This window comes from Streptomyces sp. NPDC048751 (genome assembly GCF_043198595.1).
In the GTDB taxonomy this organism is placed as follows: Bacteria; Actinomycetota; Actinomycetes; order Streptomycetales; family Streptomycetaceae; genus Streptomyces.
Map to the genome: position 1 here is coordinate 285,223 of NZ_JBICUX010000003.1, position 16,967 is coordinate 302,189.

Below are 16,967 nucleotides of genomic sequence, written 5' to 3' on the forward strand. Positions count from 1 at the left end.
CAACGCCTGCACCCCGCCGAGCTGCCGCGGTACTAGGAGCCGCTGGATTCCGGCTCGTGGAGGGTGATCGCCCCGGAGGGGCAGACACCGGCGGCCATCCGGGCGGCCGCGCGATGGGGGGTGGGCGGGTCGGCGTGCAGCAGGAGTACGCGGCCGTCGTCGAGGTCCTGGTCGAAGACCTCGGGAGCGGTCAGAGCGCACATCCCGGCGCCGATGCAGCGCTCTCGGTCGACGCGCAGGCGCATTGTCGTCATGCCCCCTCCTTGTCCCAGGTGACCGGCAGGCTCTTCACTCCGAAGATGTCCGCGGTCTCCGGGCGCAGGCCGACTTCTTCAGCCGGTACGGCCAGGCGCAGCGTGGGGAAGCGGTCGATCAGCGCGCGGAACGCAACCCGCATCTCGACGCGGGCCAGCTGTTGGCCCAGGCACTGGTGGATGCCGTGGCTGAAGGCCAGGTGCCCGTCGGACGGCCTTCGGAGGTCGAGCACGTGGGGGTCGGTGAAGCGCTCGGGGTCGCGGTTGGCAGTGTTGTACGACAGGACGACCGTCGTGCCGGCCTCGATGGTCTGGCCACCCACCTCGACGTCCTCAAGCGCCGTCCTCATGAACGTCTTGGCGACGCTCAGGTACCGCAGCAGCTCCTCCACGGCTCCGTCGGTGAGCGCGGGGTCGGCGCGCAGCGCGGCCAGTTGTGCCGGGTGCTGCAGCAGCGCGAAGGTCCCGAGGGACAGCATGTTCGCGGTGGTGTCGAATCCGGCCGCCAGCAGGATCAGGCTGATCCCCCTGAGCTCCTCATCGGTCAGATCGCTGTGGGTGAGTTCGCTGAGCACGTCGTCGGTGGGGTTCGCGCGCTTGGTGGCCACCAGCCCTGCGAGGTACTCCTGCGTCGCGGTGTAGGCCGCCATCAGCTCCTCGTCGCTCGTCTCTCCGCCCATGAACTTGTCGATCTGCTCCTGGAACGAGTCACGGTCCTCGTACGGCACCCCGAGCAGCTCGCAGATCACGATGGTGGGGATGGGCTTGGCGAACGCGGTCACCAGGTCTGTCGGCGGCCCGGCCGTCTCCATGGCGTCCAGGCAGTCGGCGGTGATCTGCTCGATGCGTTCGGTGAGCAGTCGCATCCGCCGCACGGTGAACTTGCCCACCAGCGGTTTCCGGTAGCGGCTGTGCTGTGGCTCGTCCATGAGGAGGAACTCGCCGGGCGGCGCCGGAGGAAGCTCGAAGTCGACGACGTTCATGAGCTCCTTGCGCGAGCTGAACCGCGAGTCGGCCAGGACAGATCTGACCAGGTCGTATCCGGTGATCAGCCAGCCGGGTTTTCCGCCGGGGTGGGTGTAGCGGCTGATGGGGCCGTGCCCACGGGCGTCGATCAGCTCTGCCGGGGGGTCGAAGGGGCAACTGGCCTGACGGGCCGCCGGCAGCGTCGTGACGGTGTGGAGGGACTCACTCATGGCCATTCCTCGTCTCGCGATATGACGTGTTTTACGTAGACCGAAAGCTACGTTGCGTTCATAATTACGTCAACCGGATAACGAGCATCCTCCCAGGATAATGGCCGGAAATTGATGCAATGACGCCGAGTCGAAAGCAATGACGCGTTGCAATGAGATGGGAATGAAGGCAATGTAGATCTTCGAACCGGCGGTCAGGTCGGGATGCCGAGGATGGCAGCGCGCGTACATGCCAGCTGCCCAGGAAGGCTCCGGGACCGGCAGTCCGGCCTTCGGTCCCTACGAGGTGGCCGTCGCGGACAGGTCCGGTTCGGTCGGGGGCGGGTGGCTCGCGGCCATGGGCAGGCTCAGCACCATGGTCAGGCCCCCGCCAGGTGTGTCCTCGGCGCGCAGTGTGCCGCCGATGGCCTCGGCGAAGCCGCGGGCGACCGCGAGGCCGAGGCCCACGCCGGCGCCGCGCGGGGAGTCGCCGTAGCGCTGGAAGGGTTCGAAGATGCGGTCCTTGGCCTCGTCCGGGACCCCCGGCCCGCGGTCCACGACGCGCACCTCGACACGCTCGGCGATGGCACTGGCGGAGACCAGGACCGGCTCGCCCGGCGGGCTGTATTTGACGGCGTTCTCGACGATGTTGGCCACGGACCGCTCCAGAAGGCCCCGGTCGACGTGGACCATCGGCAAGGTTTCCGGAACGTCCAGGTCGACGCTGCCCTCGGGAACACCTCCGAGCGCCATCGGGATCACCTCGTCGAGGTCGGTCTCGCGGATGATCGAGGTGACGGTGCCGGTCTGCAGGCGGGACATGTCGAGGAGGTTGCCGACGAGGTGATCGAGGCGGTCGGCGCCCTCCTCGATGGCCGCCAGGAGTTCCGCCCGGTCCTCCTCGGACCACTCGACGTCGTCCGAGCGCAGGGACGTGACCGACGCCTTGATCCCGGCGAGCGGGGTGCGCAGGTCGTGGCTCACGGCGGCGAGCAGGGCGGTGCGGATGCGGTTGCCCTCGGCCAGTGCCTTGGCCTCGTCCGCCTTCTGTTGGAGGCGCTGCCGGTCGAGGACGACGGCTGCCTGGGCGGCGAAGGCGGCCAGCACCCTGCGGTCCTCGGCGGGCAGGACGCGGCCCGAGAGGGCGAGGGACATGTGGTCGCCGACGGGTACGTCGACATCCGCGTCGTCCGGGGTGGTGCAGGGCTGTGGGCCGACACTGCCGGCGCAGTTCCAGGGCGCCACGTCGCTCTCGCGCTCCAGCAACGCCGCCGACTCCATGCCGAAGGTCTCCCGCACCCTCTCCAGCAGCTCCTCCAGGCTGGTCTCGCCCCGCAGGACATTGCCGGCGAGGAAGGAGAGGATCTCCGACTCGGCCCGCAGGCGGGCGGCCTGGTGGGTGCGGCGGGCCGCGAGGTCGACGACGGAGGCGACGGAGACCGCGACCCCGACGAAGATCGCGATGGCCACGATGTTCTTCGGGTCGGCGATGGTGAACGTGTGGACGGGCGGCGTGAAGAACCAGTTCAGCAGCAGGGAACCGGCCACCGCCGAAGCCAGGGCCGGGAAGAGCCCGCCCAGCAGGGCCGCCGCCACCGTCATCGTGAGGAAGAGCAGCATGTCGTTGGCGAGACCCACATCGGGGAGGACACCGCTCAGCAGCCAGGTCAGCAGCACGGGGCCGCCGAGACCGACCAGCCACCCCCAGATCAGCCGGGACCGGCCGAGACGCGCGCCCCGGGCCACCGGGAGACCCCGGCCCTTGCCCGCCTCGTCATGCGTGATGAGGTGGACGTCCAGGTCCGGGCCGGAGTCGCGGGCGACCGTGGCGCCCACCCCGGGCCCGAAGGCGTACTGCCAGGTCCTGCGGCGGGAGACTCCCAGCACGATCTGGGTGGCGTTCACCCCGCGGGCGAAGTCGAGCAGTGCGGACGGTATGTCGTCGCCGACCACGTGGTGGAAGGTGCCGCCGAGGTCCTCCACCAGGGTGCGCTGGTCGGCCAGTTCCTTCGGGGAGGCGCCGGTCAGACCGTCGCTGCGGGATATGTAGACGGCCAGCACCTCGCCGCCGGCGCCCTTCTCCGCCAGCCGGGCGGCGCGGCGGATCAGCGTACGGCCCTCGGGGCCGCCGGTGAGCCCGACCACGATCCGCTCCCGCGAGCCCCAGATGGTGGAGACCTGGTGCTCGCTGCGGTACTCGGTCAGATACGCGTCGACCCGGTCGGCCACCCACAGCAGCGCCAGCTCCCGCAGGGCGGTGAGGTTCCCGGGGCGGAAGTAGTTGGAGAGGGCCGCGTCGACCTTGTCCGGCTTGTAGATGTTGCCGTGCGCCATCCGGCGGCGCAGCGCCTCCGGCGACATGTCGACCAGCTCGATCTGGTCGGCCCGGCGGACGACCTCGTCGGGCACGGTCTCCCGCTGCCGTACGCCGGTGATCGACTCGACGACGTCGCCGAGGGACTCCAGGTGCTGGATGTTCACCGTGGAGACGACGTTGATGCCCGCGGCCAGCAGCTCCTCCACGTCCTGCCAGCGTTTCTCGTTGCGGGAGCCGGGGACGTTGGTGTGGGCGAGTTCGTCGACGAGCGCCACCTCCGGGCGGCGGACGAGGACCGCGTCCACGTCCATCTCGGTGAAGGTGCCGCCCCGGTACTCCAGCTCCCTGCGCGAGATCTGCTCCAGGCCGTGCAACATCACCTCGGTGCGCGGCCGGTGGTGGTGCTCCACGAAGGCGACCACGCAGTCGGTACCCCGCTCCACCCGGCGGTGCGCCTCGGAGAGCATGGCGTAGGTCTTGCCGACGCCGGGGGCCGCGCCGAGGTAGATCCGTAGCTTGCCGCGCGCCATGTCGTCCCTCGGTCAGCCTTCGAAGCGGTAGCCCATGCCGGGCTCGGTGATCAGATAGCGGGGGTGGGAGGGGTCCGACTCCAATTTGCGCCGCAGTTGGGCCATGTAGACGCGCAGGTAGTTGGTCTTGTTGCTCTGGGAGACGCCCCAGACGTCCTGGAGCAGCTGCTTCTGTGTGATCAGCCGTCCCGGGTTGGTGACCAGGATCTCCAGCAGGTGCCATTCGGTGGGGGTGAGGCGGATGTCATGGCCCTGGCGTACGGCCTTCTTGGCCAGCAGGTCGATGGTGAAGTCGTCGGTCTCCACCTGCGTCGCCCCGGACGCGAGCGGTACCTCCTCGGTACGGCGGACGGCGGCCCGCAGCCGGGCCAGCAGCTCGTCCATGCTGAACGGTTTGGTGACATAGTCGTCGGCGCCGGCGTCGAGCGCGGCGACCTTCTCGTCGGACGCCTGCCGGGCGGACAGCACCAGGATCGGGACGCGGGTCCAGCCGCGCAGGCCCTTGATGACGTCGACGCCGTCCATGTCGGGCAGCCCGAGGTCGAGCATGACGACGTCGGGCTGACGGGCGGCCGCCAGCCGGAGCGCGGTGGCGCCGTCGGGGGCCGCGTCGACCCCGTACCGGCGTGCCTGGAGATTGATGATGAGGGCCCGCACGAGCTGCGGGTCGTCCTCCACCACCAGCACCCTTGTCATGGGCGTGCGCCTTTCCTGTCGTACGTCGATGGGCCGTACCGCCGTGACGACGGCGGGAGTCGGCGGCACCCGCGTACCACCGACTCCCCTGTGTCCTGTCTCGCCGTCAGCTCTTCGCGAGGAGTCCCTTGAGCGCGATGTTGAGCTCGAGGACGTTCACGCGGGGCTCGCCGATGAAGCCGAGGGTGCGGCCCTCGGTGTGCTCGTCGACCAGCCTTTGCACCTGGGCGACGGACAGGCCGTTCTTCTCGGCGACGCGGTGGACCTGGAGGTCGGCGTAGTCCGGGGAGATGTCCGGGTCCAGGCCGGATCCGGAGGAGGTGACGGCGTCGGCGGGGACCTCGGACGGCTTGACCGTGTGGTCGGCGGTCGAGTTGTCCTTGACGACGGCGGCCTTGGCGGCCTTCACCCAGTCGATCAGGTCCTTGTTGTCGGCGGACCGGTTGGTCGCGCCGGACAGGATGAGCTTGTACCGGGTGTTGACGCTGTTGGTGCCGAGGCCGTTCTGAGGGCGGCCCTGGAACCACTTGAGGTCCGGCTCGGGGGTCTCCTGACCCTTCTTCAGCGGCAGGTTGTACGCCTGGCCGATGAGGGACGAGCCGACGACCTTGCCGTCCGCCTTGACCTCGGAGCCGTTCGCCTTGTTGTTGAACAGGCCCTGGGCGATGCCGGTGACGGCCAGCGGGTAGATCACGCCCGTCACCAGCGTCAGCACCAGCAGGGCGCGCAGCCCCGCCCACAGCAACCGGGCCGTGTTCGATACCGAGTTGTTCATGGCGGTCATCCGATTCCGGGGATGAGGGAGATGAGCAGGTCGATGAGCTTGATGCCGATGAACGGGGCGATCAGGCCGCCGATGCCGTAGATCGTGAGGTTGCGCCGCAGCATCTTGTCCGCGCTGACCGGCCGGTACTGCACGCCCTTCAGCGAGAGCGGCACCAGCGCGATGATGATCAGCGCGTTGAAGACGACCGCGGACAGGATCGCGGAGTCCGGTGAGGACAGGCCCATGATGTTGAGCTTGTCCAGACCCGGGTAGACGGCCGCGAACAGGGCCGGGATGATCGCGAAGTACTTCGCGACGTCGTTGGCGATGGAGAACGTCGTCAGCGCGCCCCGGGTGATCAGGAGTTGCTTGCCGATCTCGACGATCTCGATGAGCTTGGTCGGGTTGGAGTCGAGGTCGACCATGTTGCCGGCCTCCTTGGCGGCCGACGTCCCCGTGTTCATCGCGACGCCGACGTCCGCCTGGGCCAGCGCGGGCGCGTCGTTGGTGCCGTCGCCGGTCATCGCGACGAGTTTGCCGCCCGCCTGCTCGCGCTTGATGAGGGCCATCTTGTCCTCGGGGGTGGCCTCCGCGAGGAAGTCGTCGACGCCCGCCTCCTCCGCGATCGCCTTGGCCGTCAGCGGGTTGTCGCCCGTGATCATGACGGTTTTGATGCCCATGCGGCGCAGTTCGTCGAACCGCTCGCGCATGCCGTCCTTGACCACGTCCTTCAGGTGGATGACACCCAGGACGCGGGCGCCCTGTTCGTCGTCCACCGCGACGAGCAGCGGGGTGCCGCCCGCCTCGGAGATACGGGTGGCCGTGGTGTCGGCGCCCTCGGCGACCGTGCCGCCCTGCTCCCTGACCCACGCGACGACCGACCCGGCGGCGCCCTTGCGGATCTTCCGTCCGTCGACGTCGACGCCGGACATGCGGGTCTGGGCGGTGAACGCGATCCACTCGGCGCCCGCGAGTTCTCCCTGCTGACGCTCGCGCAGCCCGTACTTCTCCTTCGCCAGTACGACGATGGAGCGGCCCTCCGGAGTCTCGTCTGCCAGCGACGACAGCTGGGCGGCGTCGGCGACCTCGGCCTCCGTCACGCCGGACACCGGCACGAACTCGGCGGCCTGCCGGTTGCCGAGGGTGATGGTGCCGGTCTTGTCGAGCAGCAGGGTGGAGACGTCACCGGCGGCCTCGACCGCCCGCCCCGACATGGCCAGGACGTTGCGCTGCACCAGCCGGTCCATGCCGGCGATGCCGATCGCCGACAACAGCGCGCCGATGGTCGTCGGGATCAGGCAGACCAGCAGGGCCACCAGCACGACCATCGTCAGATGCGTGCCCGCGTAGTCAGCGAACGGGGGCAGCGTGGCACAGGCGAGCAGGAAGACGATCGTCAGGGACGCCAGCAGGATGTTCAGCGCGATCTCGTTCGGGGTCTTCTGCCGGGCCGCGCCCTCGACGAGGTTGATCATCCGGTCGATGAAGGTCTCGCCCGGCTTCGTCGTGATCTTGACGACGATCCGGTCGGAGAGCACCTTCGTGCCGCCGGTGACGGCGGAGCGGTCGCCGCCGGACTCACGGATCACCGGCGCCGACTCACCCGTGATCGCCGACTCGTCGACCGAGGCGACACCCTCGACGACGTCACCGTCGCCGGGGATGACGTCGCCGGCCTCACAGACGACCAGGTCACCGATCTTCAGCTCGGTACCGGGCACGACCGTGCCGTCCACCTTGCGGGCCACGCTGTCCGTCTTGGCCTTGCGCAGGGTGTCGGCCTGCGCCTTGCCACGCCCCTCGGCGACGGCTTCCGCCAGGTTGGCGAAGACGACGGTGAGCCACAGCCAGGCGCTGATGGTCCAGCCGAACCAGTCGCCGGGATCCTCGAAGGAGAAGACCGTGGTCAGCACGGACCCGATCCACACCACGAACATCACGGGCGACTTGACCATCACCCGCGGGTCGAGCTTGCGGAAGGCGTCCGGTAGCGACTTCAGCAGCTGCTTGGGGTCGAAGAGGCCCGCGCCGACACGTCCCTCGGCGGGCTTGTGCCCGGTCGGTACGTCGCTGTGCGGCGCCCGGGTCGGGGTCACTGTGGACATGGAACCCTCTTGGTTCTCGGTACGGGTGGTCATGCCGCCAGCCCCTCGGCCAGCGGGCCCAGCGCGAGCGCCGGGAAGTACGTCAGACCGGTGATGATCAGGATCGCGCCCACCAACAGACCGGTGAACAGCGGCTTTTCAGTGCGCAGGGTGCCCGCGGTCACCGGGACCGGCTTCTGTTCGGCGAGCGAACCGGCGAGCGCGAGGACGAACACCATGGGCAGGAACCGGCCGAGTGCCATCGCCAGGCCCAGCGTGGTGTTGAACCACTGCGTGTCCGCGTTCAGTCCGGCGAAGGCCGAGCCGTTGTTGTTGGCGGCGGAGGTGTAGGCGTAGAGGATCTCGGAGAACCCGTGCGCCCCACTGTTGGTCATCGAGTGCGCGGGGGTGGGCAGCGCCATGGCGACGGCCGCGAAGACCAGCACCAGGGCCGGGGTGATGAGGATGTAGCAGGCGGCCAGCTTGATCTCGCGGGTGCCGATCTTCTTGCCCAGGTACTCGGGCGTGCGGCCGACCATCAGACCGGCGATGAACACCGCGATCACCGCCATGATCAGCATGCCGTAGAGGCCGGAGCCGGTACCGCCGGGCGCGATCTCGCCCAGCATCATGCTCAGCATCGCGACACCGCCGCCGAGACCGGTGAACGAGGAGTGGAAGGAGTCCACCGCGCCGGTCGAGGTGAGCGTCGTCGACACCGCGAAGATCGACGACGAGCCGACGCCGAAGCGGACCTCCTTGCCCTCCATCGCCCCGCCCGCGATCTGCAACGCCGGGCCGTGGTGGGCGAACTCGGTCCACATCATCAGGGCGACGAAGCCGACCCAGATGGTGGCCATCGTGGCGAGGATCGCGTACCCCTGCTTGACCGAGCCGACCATCACACCGAAGGTCCGGGTCAGCGCGAACGGGATCACCAGCAGCAGGAAGATCTCGAAGAGGTTCGTGAACGGCGTCGGGTTCTCGAAGGGATGGGCGGAGTTGGCGTTGAAGTAGCCGCCGCCGTTCGTGCCCAACTCCTTGATGGCCTCCTGCGAGGCCACCGCACCGCCGTTCCACTCCTGCTGCCCGCCCAGGAACTGCCCGACCTCGTGAATGCCGGAGAAGTTCTGGATCGCACCGCACGCCACCAGCACGATCGCCGCGACGAACGCGCCGGGCAGCAGGATGCGGGTGACCCCGCGCACCATGTCCGACCAGAAGTTGCCGAGCTCACCGGTGCGGGACCTGGCGAAGCCCCGTACGAGTGCCACCGCCACCGCGATGCCCACGGCCGCCGACACGAAGTTCTGCACGGCCAGACCGGCGGTCTGCACGACGTGCCCCATGGCCTGTTCGCCGTAGTACGACTGCCAGTTGGTGTTGGTCACGAAGGACACGGCCGTGTTGAACGCCTGGTCGGGGTCGATGGCCTTGAAGCCGAGCGAGCCGGGCAGCACACCCTGCAGCCGCTGGAGCAGGTACAGGAACACCACCCCGACCGCGGAGAAGGCGAGGACACCGCGCAGGTACGCGGGCCAGCGCATCTCGGTGTCCGGGTCGGCGCCGATGCCCTTGTAGATCCACTTCTCGACCCGCCAGTGCCGGTCGGAGGAGTAGACCTTGGCCATGTAGGTGCCGAGGGGGATGTAGGCCAGGGCCAGTGCGGCTATGAGGGCCAGCAACTGGAGGAAGCCGGCGAGGACGGGACCCATCTCAGAACCTCTCCGGGAAGATCAGGGCGAGGACGAGGTAGCCCAGCAGGGCGACGGCCACGATCAGGCCGACGACGTTCTCGGCGGTCACAGCTTCGTCACCCCCTTGGCGACGAGGGCCACCAGCGCGAAGACCGCGATCGTGGTGACGACGAAGGCCAGATCGGCCATCGCGAACTCCTGGAGTGAGGTGCGGGAGAAGAACGGACGATTAGAGGAAACCGCCTCGGTGGCCGGATCCGGTCGGCCCTTGACGGCTCTCTTACGGCGACCCCCACACCTTTGACGGGACCCATACGGCCCCTGATCGGTGCCGGTGGGGCAAGCCCCTGCGCGACTCACAGCAGCCGGAAGCGGAGCCTGCAGATGACCGCGTCCGTCTCGCGCCGTACGGCGTGTGCGACGACCGCGCCCCGCTGGTTCTGCAGCAACCTCTGCCACAGCCGCTCCGGCTCGGTCTCCGACGACGCCACCTCGCTGGTCTCTTCCGCGTGGCGGTGAGCGCCGCCGTGGCCACCGCGGCGGCGGGCTGGGGCTCGGTTGGCGGTGAGTTCCTTCTGCTGGCGGGCGGCGGCACGGTCATCGGCGCGGCGGACGCCGAAGTGGTTGCGCTGATCCGCCGGCGCACCGGGGACCCGATCCTGGAGACTGTGATCTCCCTGGTCACGCCTTACGCGGCCTACGTCCTCGCCGAGGCGGCGCACACCTCCGGCGTCACGTCGGTGGTGGTCGCGGGCGTCGTGCTGGGCGGCCGCGGCGACCGCCTCACCGACGCCCGAATCCGCCTCCGACTCCACGCCGTGTACGGCACGGTGTCTTCCTCCTGGAGAGTGTGGTCTTCAGCCTCATCGGCCTGGCGCTGCCCGCGCAGGTGCGGGCGCTGGCCGACGAGGACCGCGCCCGGCCGCTGTACGCCCTCGCCGTGGCGGGCACGCTGATCGCCGTACGGCTGCTGTGGCTGGCGCCGCTGTCGGCCGGGAAGGCCCAGGGTCGAGGCTGACCGCCGCGGTGGGCGCCGGGACCTCAGTCACGCTGGGTTACCCGCTGGTCCTCACTGTCCTGGTCAACAGGGACGTCCGAGATCCGGCCGCGGTGCAACTGCCGATGTGGCACGTGGCTGTGCTGCTGCTCGCGGGCGCGGCTGTCGGAGCTCCGGCCTGGTGGCTGATGCGGCCTGCCGCGCCCCGCGCCCACGCCGACGGCCCCCTCGCTGCCGCTGTCCGAGGGCGAGGCAGCGGCCTGGAGCCGCACCGTGGTCTCTCGCGCACTGCTGTTCTCGGCCGGTGTCGTCGCGCTCGGCGGGCTGTCAGCCGTGGTGTTCGGCCCCTGGCAGGCGGGTCTTCTGCTGCTCGTCCTCGGCCTGACGTGCGTCGCGTTCGCCGGTGTCCGGGTCACCGTCGACGGGCGCGGGCTCACGGTCGCCTCGACGGTCCTGCCCCGGCCGCGGCTGGTCCTGCCGCTCGGCAGCATCGATGGCGCCAGTAGCGTCCAAATCTCCGCGCTGGGGGACTTCGGCGGCTGGGGGTACCGGATACGCCCGAACCGGCGGGGTGTGGTGCTGCGTTCGGGACGCCTGCCAAGTGGTGGCGAGCTCGGAGTCGTACGTCGACAGGGTCACGTTCTTCAGGCCGTACAGCGGTTGGTGGAGGCGGCGTACGACATGACACTGGGTGTCCGCTCCTGATCCGCCCGCTCTCGCTCCCCGTACGGCTCAGTCCGAGCCCACTCGTCCGGGACCTCACCGTCCTCCTGTGCTGCCGACAGCCGCCGGGATGTTCTTAACGGAAGATTGACGCCCCCGGACGGCCCATCCAGAGGCCCACACGTCACTCTCTGCTTACGCTGGTTCCGCCGTCCGCGTGATGCCCGGGACCGCACGCTGAGCCACACGTCAGGAGAGCACGTCGATGGCCACCACCGAACATCCGCCTCCGAGCCGTCTGCGCACGTGGATGCTGGAGGGCCTGTCCGACATGGGCAGGGCCGGGGGCCACACGGGGCCGCACGCCGAGCCGGAGCCCCCGCACAAGGGCCAGCGCTGGTACCGGGTGATGTGCCTGACCGGTGTCGACTACTTCTCGACCCTCGGCTACCAGCCGGGCATCGCGGCCCTGGCCGCGGGGCTCCTGTCCCCCATCGCCACCGTCGTACTCGTGATCGTCACCCTGGCCGGCGCATTGCCCGTCTACCGGCGCGTGGCCGAGGAGAGCCCGCACGGCGAGGGCTCGATCGCGATGCTGGAGCGGCTGCTGTCCTTCTGGAAGGGCAAGCTGTTCGTCCTGACCCTGCTGGGCTTCGCCGCCACCGACTTCCTGATCACCATCACCCTGTCCGCAGCCGACGCGTCCACCCACCTGGTCGAGAACCCGCACCTGGAAAGCGCGCTGCACGGCAAGCAGATGATCATCACCCTCGCGCTCGTCGCCCTGCTCGGCGCGGTGTTCCTGAAGGGCTTCCTGGAGGCGATCGGTGTCGCGGTCGCTCTGGTGGTGGCCTACCTCGGGTTGAACGTCGTGGTCGTGATCGTCGGCATGTGGCACGTGCTCACCGAGGGCCACTTGGTCACCGACTGGACCAGCGCCCTGACCGCCGAGCACGGCAACGTCTTCGTGATGATCGGCGTCTCCTTGGTCGTCTTCCCTAAGCTGGCCCTCGGCCTCTCCGGCTTCGAGACCGGTGTCGCGGTGATGCCGCACGTCCAGGGCGACCCCGGCGACACCGAGGAACAGCCGAAGGGCCGCATCCGGGACACCAAGAAGCTGTTGACGGCCGCCGCTCTGATCATGAGTGTGTTCCTGATCGCGACCAGCTTCATCACCACCGTCCTGATCCCGGAGAAGGAGTTCGAGCCCGGCGGCCAGGCCAACGGACGAGCCCTCGCCTACCTGTCCCACGAGTACCTGGGCAACGCCTTCGGCACCGTCTACGACGTCTCGACCATCGCGATCCTCTGGTTCGCCGGCGCCTCCGCCATGGCCGGCCTGCTCAACCTGATGCCCCGCTACCTGCCCCGCTACGGCATGGCCCCGCACTGGGCCCGCGCCGTCCGCCCCATGGTCATCGTCTTCACCCTGATCGCCTTCCTGGTCACCTGGATCTTCGACGCCGACGTCGACGCACAGGGCGGCGCCTACGCCACCGGCGTCCTGGTCCTGATGTCGTCGGCCGCGATCGCCGTGACCATCGCCGCCCGCAAGGCCGGACAGCACAACTGGACCATCGCCTTCGCGGTCGTCTCCGCGGTTCTGCTGTACGTGATGGTCGCGAACGTCATCGAGCGCCCCGACGGCGTCAAGATCGGCGCCTGCTTCATCGCCGGGATCATCCTCGTCTCCCTCCTGTCCCGCCTGGCCCGCGCCTTCGAGCTGCGCGTGACCAGCGTGACGCTCGACGACATGGCGGAACGATTCATCCGGGACATGGCCAGCCGCAAGATCCGCTTCATCGCCAACCAGCCGGACAGCCGCGACAAGGCCGAGTACCGGGACAAGATCGAGCAGATCCGCCACGACAACGACATGCCGGAGCAGGAGGACTTCGTCTTCGTCGAGGTGACGGTCACCGACCCTTCGGAGTTCGAGGCGGGCCTGACGGTCCACGGCGAGGTCCTCCACGGCCGCTACCGCGTCCTGACCCTGGAGTCCTCCTCCATCTCCAACGCCCTGGCCGCTCTGCTCCTCCACGTCCGCGACTCGACCGGCCGCATCCCGCACATCTACTTCGAGTGGACCGAGGGCGGCCCCTTCGCCAACTTCCTGCGCTTCTTCCTCTTCGGCCAGGGCGAGGTCGCCCCCGTCACCCGCGAGGTCCTGCGGGAAGCGGAACCGGACCGCGTCCGCCGCCCCCGGGTCCACACGGGCTGAGGCGTCAGGATCCCGTCAGGATTCGCCCGTACGGCGTCAGAGAACCGTCAGCGGCAGTCGCCGGGCCTCGCTCAGCGGCCTAGCGTCGGCGCCATGCGACGGAGCGGACCGCCGAGCCCGGCCGGCGACCGCCACTGGCGTGGCAGCGCCCGGTTCGCGGTGAGCTGCGCCCTGGTCTTCTGCGCGATGGCCCTGCTGGTCGACTGGGACGCGGGGAGCTTGGCCCCCCTCCACGCCCTGTTGTGGGTCACCGCGTCGACGGTGGTCCTCACCATCCTGCTCCCGCCCCGGGTGACCGCGGGCCCTGGCTGGCTGGCGGTACGCGAGCCGTGGTCTCGACGCCTGGTGCGCACGGACGCGCTGGTGGCCGTACGGCAGTACGACGGCGTCTCCTCCCACCTCGTCCTGCGGGACACCTACGGCTATCGCCTGGAACTCGACCCCCGTGTCCTCGTCGCCAACCCGCTGCTCTGGCACGAACTCGACACGGGCGTACGTCGCTCCCTCGAGCGGGGCACACTGCACCAAGGAGCGGACGTGCTGGAACGGCTCGGTCACCGGATCGACGACGAGACCGCGCGCGCGGTCCTCAGGGCGTCCGGGCTTTCCTGACAAAGCGTTGATCGATTACACGGCCGCAGGTCAGAGACCCGGCCCGTCACTTCTTCGGCCTGTGACCGTCTTGCAGTCCCTCAACCACGACCAAAGAACCGTCCCGCTCGAAGCGCAGCACCCGGGGCCGGGGAGCTTCCTGGGCTGGTTGCGGCTCAGGATGAAGCTGTCTATAGCGCTGATGGTAAAGATCAACCGCTTCGCGGAGCGAGCATCCCTGTGCCTCACGAATCGTCTTCACTGCGAGGATGGTGCGCCCCTCAAGAATGTCGCGATCTACACTCTCCGGCAGTTCTGCCACAGGTCCTCCCCCGCTCCGGCACCGCAGTAGAGCAACTGCGGCTCCTCCGGTCAACTGAGTTGAGCAGTCACTGTCGTACGATCTCGGCCCCAGCTGGTGCGGACGGGAGACTTGCCAAGGTCCGGGATGCGGCGGGGCGGTGGCCGGTCCGGGCGGGCGCCGACCGCAGCCCGGCAGGCGCACGCGTCACGCGGTCTCGCCCGGATGCGTCCGGTCGACGGGCGGTCTGCTGACGTCCAGCCAGGAACGGAGTGGGCCGGCGCCCCGCGCGGGGTCGAGCGTGAGGTGCAGACGTGTCCCTCGCCCCGACGTGAACGCCGGATAGCTGCGCTGCTCGCCTCCGGCGAACAGCAGCCGGAGAGCGTCCGCGACGTGCCGGGCCGCTTCGGCATCCGTGGAGACGATGCGCACCTCGACCGTGCCCTCGGCGGGAGCGTCGTCCGGAAAGTCTTCAGTCAAGGGTGAGTGCGGCTGCAGGGATTCGGTGGTCATGATCGGCACCTGCCCCGGGCCGTCGGAACGGCTCGTGTCGTCTCACGCGGCCCTACCGTGCCGCGCGCCGAGGACGAGACCAGTCCTGTCACCGGAGTACGAAGTACCCTCGACCTTCTCCACCGTACTCCTGGGCACCCTCGCTGCGGCCGCTTCCGGCCTCGGCGACGTACGGTGGGGAGTACCGAGGGCATCACGCACTCCGGCCGCCGCGCCGGGTCGTCCTCGGCGAGAGAGGAAACCCCGAGCCACCCCAGCGGTCGGCGCGGAGACGGGTCGGCATCATGTCCGCCGCGGTCGAAGCAACTCCAGGCACGCTCGTCATGGCCGCCCGCGTACCGCGTGCCCGCACCGGCCCGCGCTCCTGCCGAGGGGAGGCGTGATGGTCCTTTCCCGGCTGGACGTCCACCGGCGGAACCGAGGGGAGGGGGCACTCGTCACGCTCGCCGGTGCGATCGGACCGGCCACGGCACCGCTGCTGCGGGCCGCACTGGAGCAGTGTCTGCGCGACGGCGTCACCGTCATCGACGTCGACCTCACCACGGTCGGCTCCTGCGACGCCAGGGGCCTGGACGTCTTCCTGTCGATGTCACAGCGCGCCGGCCGGGTGCACACGTCCCTGCGGTTGCACCACCCGTGCGCGCAGATCACCCGGCTCCTCGCCGTCACCGGCTCCACCCCCCTGCTCCTCGCAGCCCCTACGGATCCCGTGCCGCCCGCGCTGCCCCGCGACCTCTTGGAAGCGGCCTCCTCGGGTCCGTCGGCCGACGGACCGCGGACGCCTGAGGACACCGCTCGCAAACCGGTCCCCAAGGACGGAATCCGCCTGCGTCGGCTGACCCGTTGGCAGACCGAAGGAGTGGAGCAGGACATCGCGGACCTGGCCATGGCGTCCGTCGCGGACACTCCCGGTGCGTCGTTCCACGGCCGGGGAGAGTTCCTGCGCCACCTGGCCGTCAGTGCCAGGCGGCCCGGCTTCGCGCTGCTGGTCGCCGAGACGACGGTGCTGGTCGGTTGTGCCTACGGCTTTCCGCTGGGCCCGGACGGTTCCGGCCGACGAGGGTTCGACCAACTGCTGCAGGAGAGCATCCAACGGCTCACCACCTGCGCGCGGTTCGTCGTCCTCACGCAGGTCGTCGCCCATCCGCACGCTCAGCGCCGCGACATCGCCCGCCGACTGCAACAGCGCCTGCTCACCGACCGGCACACCGCCCTCGGAGTCGCCCTGCTCCATCCGGCCGACCAGGCCGGACATGCCGTATTCGAGTCCTGGGGCTGGCAGAACATGGGAGAGGTCGTCGGGCTGCCCGGCCCGGTGGCCCCCTCCGTGCTGATCCTGCCCCTGGAGAGCCCCTCCCCGGCAGGCCGGTGATCAGGACGACTGTTGTGGTCGATGAGCCGGCGGGCCGTACCGGCCGAGGTGTCCTGTCCCCGTCGTCTGCGGTGCGGACGCGCCCTCCGCACGGCGGTTGCGCCCCGCGCCGCCCGCCACGGCCGGGAGTACTCTGGCAGTTACCGAGAGCCTTTTCGGCCGCACGACCACGGCGAGGCCGTTCCCCGCGAGTGATAGACGCGGGCAGCCGAAGGCGCCGCCCGGGACGGGATCGCACGATGGACACCATCAAAAAGCCCGCCGAAGGCACACAACCCGGTGACGCGCACACCTACCGGATGCCCTTGCCCCGTCTGAGCCTCACGCCGGGCGTCAGCCACGGCCCGCTGGACGGAGCGTGGTGGCCGCGCTGTGACGCGCTGGAACTGGAGCTGCCCGCGCTGGTCGGCGCATTGGACCCGGCCGTCGGCACCATCACCCGGGTCACCATGGACCCCGCGTCCTGGCCCGATGCCCCGCAGAAAGTGATGGCGCCCGGCCACGTGATCGAGGTGGCCCAGAGCGACCTCGCCGCCGAAGCGCATGCCATCACCCTGGACTGCAGCACCACGGGACGCTGGGAACTGCTGGTCATCCCACCCGACGAGCCGCCCGGAGCAGCCACCCGACTGCTGACCGCCGCCGCCGACCCCGAGAACCCGCTGTCGGCTCCGCGCATCCTGGAACTCGCCGAGAGCGGCCTGGACGGGGAAGCCACATGGGAGTCGGAAGGGGGTCCCGGACTCAGGTGAGAGGCCCGACGCGGTCGGGCCCACGTGACCGGCCGGCC

General features: G+C 69.6%; 16 protein-coding genes and 1 pseudogene. 7 read left to right on the forward strand and 10 right to left on the reverse strand.

What is annotated here, in order from left to right:
* Positions 1-32: 32 nt before the first annotated feature.
* From ACGFNV_RS12925 to kdpF, 8 genes are all read right to left on the reverse strand, one after another.
* A complete protein-coding gene (locus ACGFNV_RS12925) occupies positions 33-254 on the reverse strand; it encodes a ferredoxin (protein WP_393621889.1) in 222 nt (73 codons plus the stop codon).
* Positions 251-1,450 carry a cytochrome P450 gene (locus ACGFNV_RS12930; RefSeq protein ID WP_393621891.1) on the reverse strand — a complete coding sequence of 400 codons (1,200 nt, stop codon included), beginning with the start codon at positions 1,448-1,450 and terminating at the stop codon, positions 251-253. The genes ACGFNV_RS12925 and ACGFNV_RS12930 overlap by 4 nt, the downstream gene beginning before the upstream one ends.
* Before the next feature lie 279 nt (positions 1,451-1,729).
* Positions 1,730-4,276, reverse strand: a complete 2,547-nt coding sequence (locus tag ACGFNV_RS12935) for a DUF4118 domain-containing protein (protein ID WP_393621892.1) — start codon at positions 4,274-4,276, stop codon at positions 1,730-1,732.
* Positions 4,277-4,288: 12 nt separating this feature from the next.
* On the reverse strand, positions 4,289-4,972 hold the full coding sequence (locus ACGFNV_RS12940; protein ID WP_393621894.1) for a response regulator: 684 nt from the start codon (positions 4,970-4,972) through the stop codon (positions 4,289-4,291).
* A 106-nt stretch (positions 4,973-5,078) separates the two neighbouring features.
* Positions 5,079-5,747 carry a potassium-transporting ATPase subunit C gene (locus ACGFNV_RS12945; protein ID WP_393621896.1) on the reverse strand — a complete coding sequence of 223 codons (669 nt, stop codon included), beginning with the start codon at positions 5,745-5,747 and terminating at the stop codon, positions 5,079-5,081.
* Between the two features lie 5 nt (positions 5,748-5,752).
* Positions 5,753-7,843, reverse strand: a complete 2,091-nt coding sequence (gene kdpB / locus ACGFNV_RS12950; RefSeq protein ID WP_393621898.1) for a potassium-transporting ATPase subunit KdpB — start codon at positions 7,841-7,843, stop codon at positions 5,753-5,755.
* Between the two features lie 29 nt (positions 7,844-7,872).
* Positions 7,873-9,537: a potassium-transporting ATPase subunit KdpA gene (kdpA, locus tag ACGFNV_RS12955; protein ID WP_393621899.1), complete on the reverse strand. Its 1,665-nt coding sequence runs from the start codon at positions 9,535-9,537 to the stop codon at positions 7,873-7,875.
* A gap of 1 nt (position 9,538) precedes the next feature.
* Complete coding sequence (kdpF, locus tag ACGFNV_RS12960) at positions 9,539-9,628, reverse strand: K(+)-transporting ATPase subunit F (protein ID WP_018566520.1); 90 nt, start codon at positions 9,626-9,628, stop codon at positions 9,539-9,541.
* Between the two features lie 418 nt (positions 9,629-10,046).
* Between kdpF and ACGFNV_RS12965 the strand changes: the two are divergent.
* The 5 genes and pseudogenes from ACGFNV_RS12965 to ACGFNV_RS12985 form a co-directional block, all read left to right on the forward strand.
* Positions 10,047-10,238 (forward strand): annotated as a pseudogene (locus ACGFNV_RS12965) (cation:proton antiporter); the annotation flags it as partial.
* Positions 10,239-10,369: 131 nt separating this feature from the next.
* Positions 10,370-10,537: a hypothetical protein gene (locus tag ACGFNV_RS12970; protein WP_393622537.1), complete on the forward strand. Its 168-nt coding sequence runs from the start codon at positions 10,370-10,372 to the stop codon at positions 10,535-10,537.
* A 252-nt stretch (positions 10,538-10,789) separates the two neighbouring features.
* Positions 10,790-11,221, forward strand: coding sequence for a hypothetical protein (locus ACGFNV_RS12975; protein ID WP_393621902.1), 432 nt, complete (start codon positions 10,790-10,792; stop codon positions 11,219-11,221).
* A 223-nt stretch (positions 11,222-11,444) separates the two neighbouring features.
* On the forward strand, positions 11,445-13,400 hold the full coding sequence (locus ACGFNV_RS12980) for an amino acid transporter (RefSeq protein WP_393621904.1): 1,956 nt from the start codon (positions 11,445-11,447) through the stop codon (positions 13,398-13,400).
* Positions 13,401-13,493: 93 nt separating this feature from the next.
* The gene (locus ACGFNV_RS12985) at positions 13,494-14,012 is read left to right on the forward strand and encodes a hypothetical protein (RefSeq protein WP_393621906.1); all 519 of its coding nucleotides are present in this window, start codon (positions 13,494-13,496) and stop codon (positions 14,010-14,012) included.
* A 46-nt stretch (positions 14,013-14,058) separates the two neighbouring features.
* On the opposite strand, the gene ACGFNV_RS12990 is transcribed toward ACGFNV_RS12985, so the two are convergent.
* Together ACGFNV_RS12990 and ACGFNV_RS12995 are read right to left on the reverse strand one after the other, a co-directional pair.
* Complete coding sequence (locus tag ACGFNV_RS12990; RefSeq protein ID WP_393621908.1) at positions 14,059-14,313, reverse strand: hypothetical protein; 255 nt, start codon at positions 14,311-14,313, stop codon at positions 14,059-14,061.
* 186 nt (positions 14,314-14,499) lie between these two features.
* A complete protein-coding gene (locus ACGFNV_RS12995; protein ID WP_393621909.1) occupies positions 14,500-14,805 on the reverse strand; it encodes a hypothetical protein in 306 nt (101 codons plus the stop codon).
* Positions 14,806-15,187: 382 nt separating this feature from the next.
* Between ACGFNV_RS12995 and ACGFNV_RS13000 the strand changes: the two genes are divergently transcribed.
* A complete protein-coding gene (locus ACGFNV_RS13000) occupies positions 15,188-16,177 on the forward strand; it encodes an STAS domain-containing protein (RefSeq protein WP_393621911.1) in 990 nt (329 codons plus the stop codon).
* 239 nt (positions 16,178-16,416) lie between these two features.
* A complete protein-coding gene (locus tag ACGFNV_RS13005) occupies positions 16,417-16,929 on the forward strand; it encodes a DUF5994 family protein (RefSeq protein ID WP_393621912.1) in 513 nt (170 codons plus the stop codon).
* Positions 16,930-16,967: the final 38 nt, after the last annotated feature.

What these genes read in the sequence shown, in the direction of transcription:
- ACGFNV_RS12925 (WP_393621889.1), bottom strand. Translation starts at nt 254, where the DNA reads ATGACGACAATGCGCCTGCGCGTCGACCGAGAGCGCTGCATCGGCGCC.
- ACGFNV_RS12930 (WP_393621891.1), bottom strand. Translation starts at nt 1,450, where the DNA reads ATGAGTGAGTCCCTCCACACCGTCACGACGCTGCCGGCGGCCCGTCAG.
- ACGFNV_RS12935 (WP_393621892.1), bottom strand. Translation starts at nt 4,276, where the DNA reads ATGGCGCGCGGCAAGCTACGGATCTACCTCGGCGCGGCCCCCGGCGTC.
- ACGFNV_RS12940 (WP_393621894.1), bottom strand. Translation starts at nt 4,972, where the DNA reads ATGACAAGGGTGCTGGTGGTGGAGGACGACCCGCAGCTCGTGCGGGCC.
- ACGFNV_RS12945 (WP_393621896.1), bottom strand. Translation starts at nt 5,747, where the DNA reads ATGAACAACTCGGTATCGAACACGGCCCGGTTGCTGTGGGCGGGGCTG.
- kdpB (WP_393621898.1), bottom strand. Translation starts at nt 7,843, where the DNA reads ATGTCCACAGTGACCCCGACCCGGGCGCCGCACAGCGACGTACCGACC.
- kdpA (WP_393621899.1), bottom strand. Translation starts at nt 9,537, where the DNA reads ATGGGTCCCGTCCTCGCCGGCTTCCTCCAGTTGCTGGCCCTCATAGCC.
- ACGFNV_RS12980 (WP_393621904.1), top strand. Translation starts at nt 11,445, where the DNA reads ATGGCCACCACCGAACATCCGCCTCCGAGCCGTCTGCGCACGTGGATG.
- ACGFNV_RS12985 (WP_393621906.1), top strand. Translation starts at nt 13,494, where the DNA reads ATGCGACGGAGCGGACCGCCGAGCCCGGCCGGCGACCGCCACTGGCGT.
- ACGFNV_RS12995 (WP_393621909.1), bottom strand. Translation starts at nt 14,805, where the DNA reads ATGACCACCGAATCCCTGCAGCCGCACTCACCCTTGACTGAAGACTTT.
- ACGFNV_RS13000 (WP_393621911.1), top strand. Translation starts at nt 15,188, where the DNA reads ATGGTCCTTTCCCGGCTGGACGTCCACCGGCGGAACCGAGGGGAGGGG.
- ACGFNV_RS13005 (WP_393621912.1), top strand. Translation starts at nt 16,417, where the DNA reads ATGGACACCATCAAAAAGCCCGCCGAAGGCACACAACCCGGTGACGCG.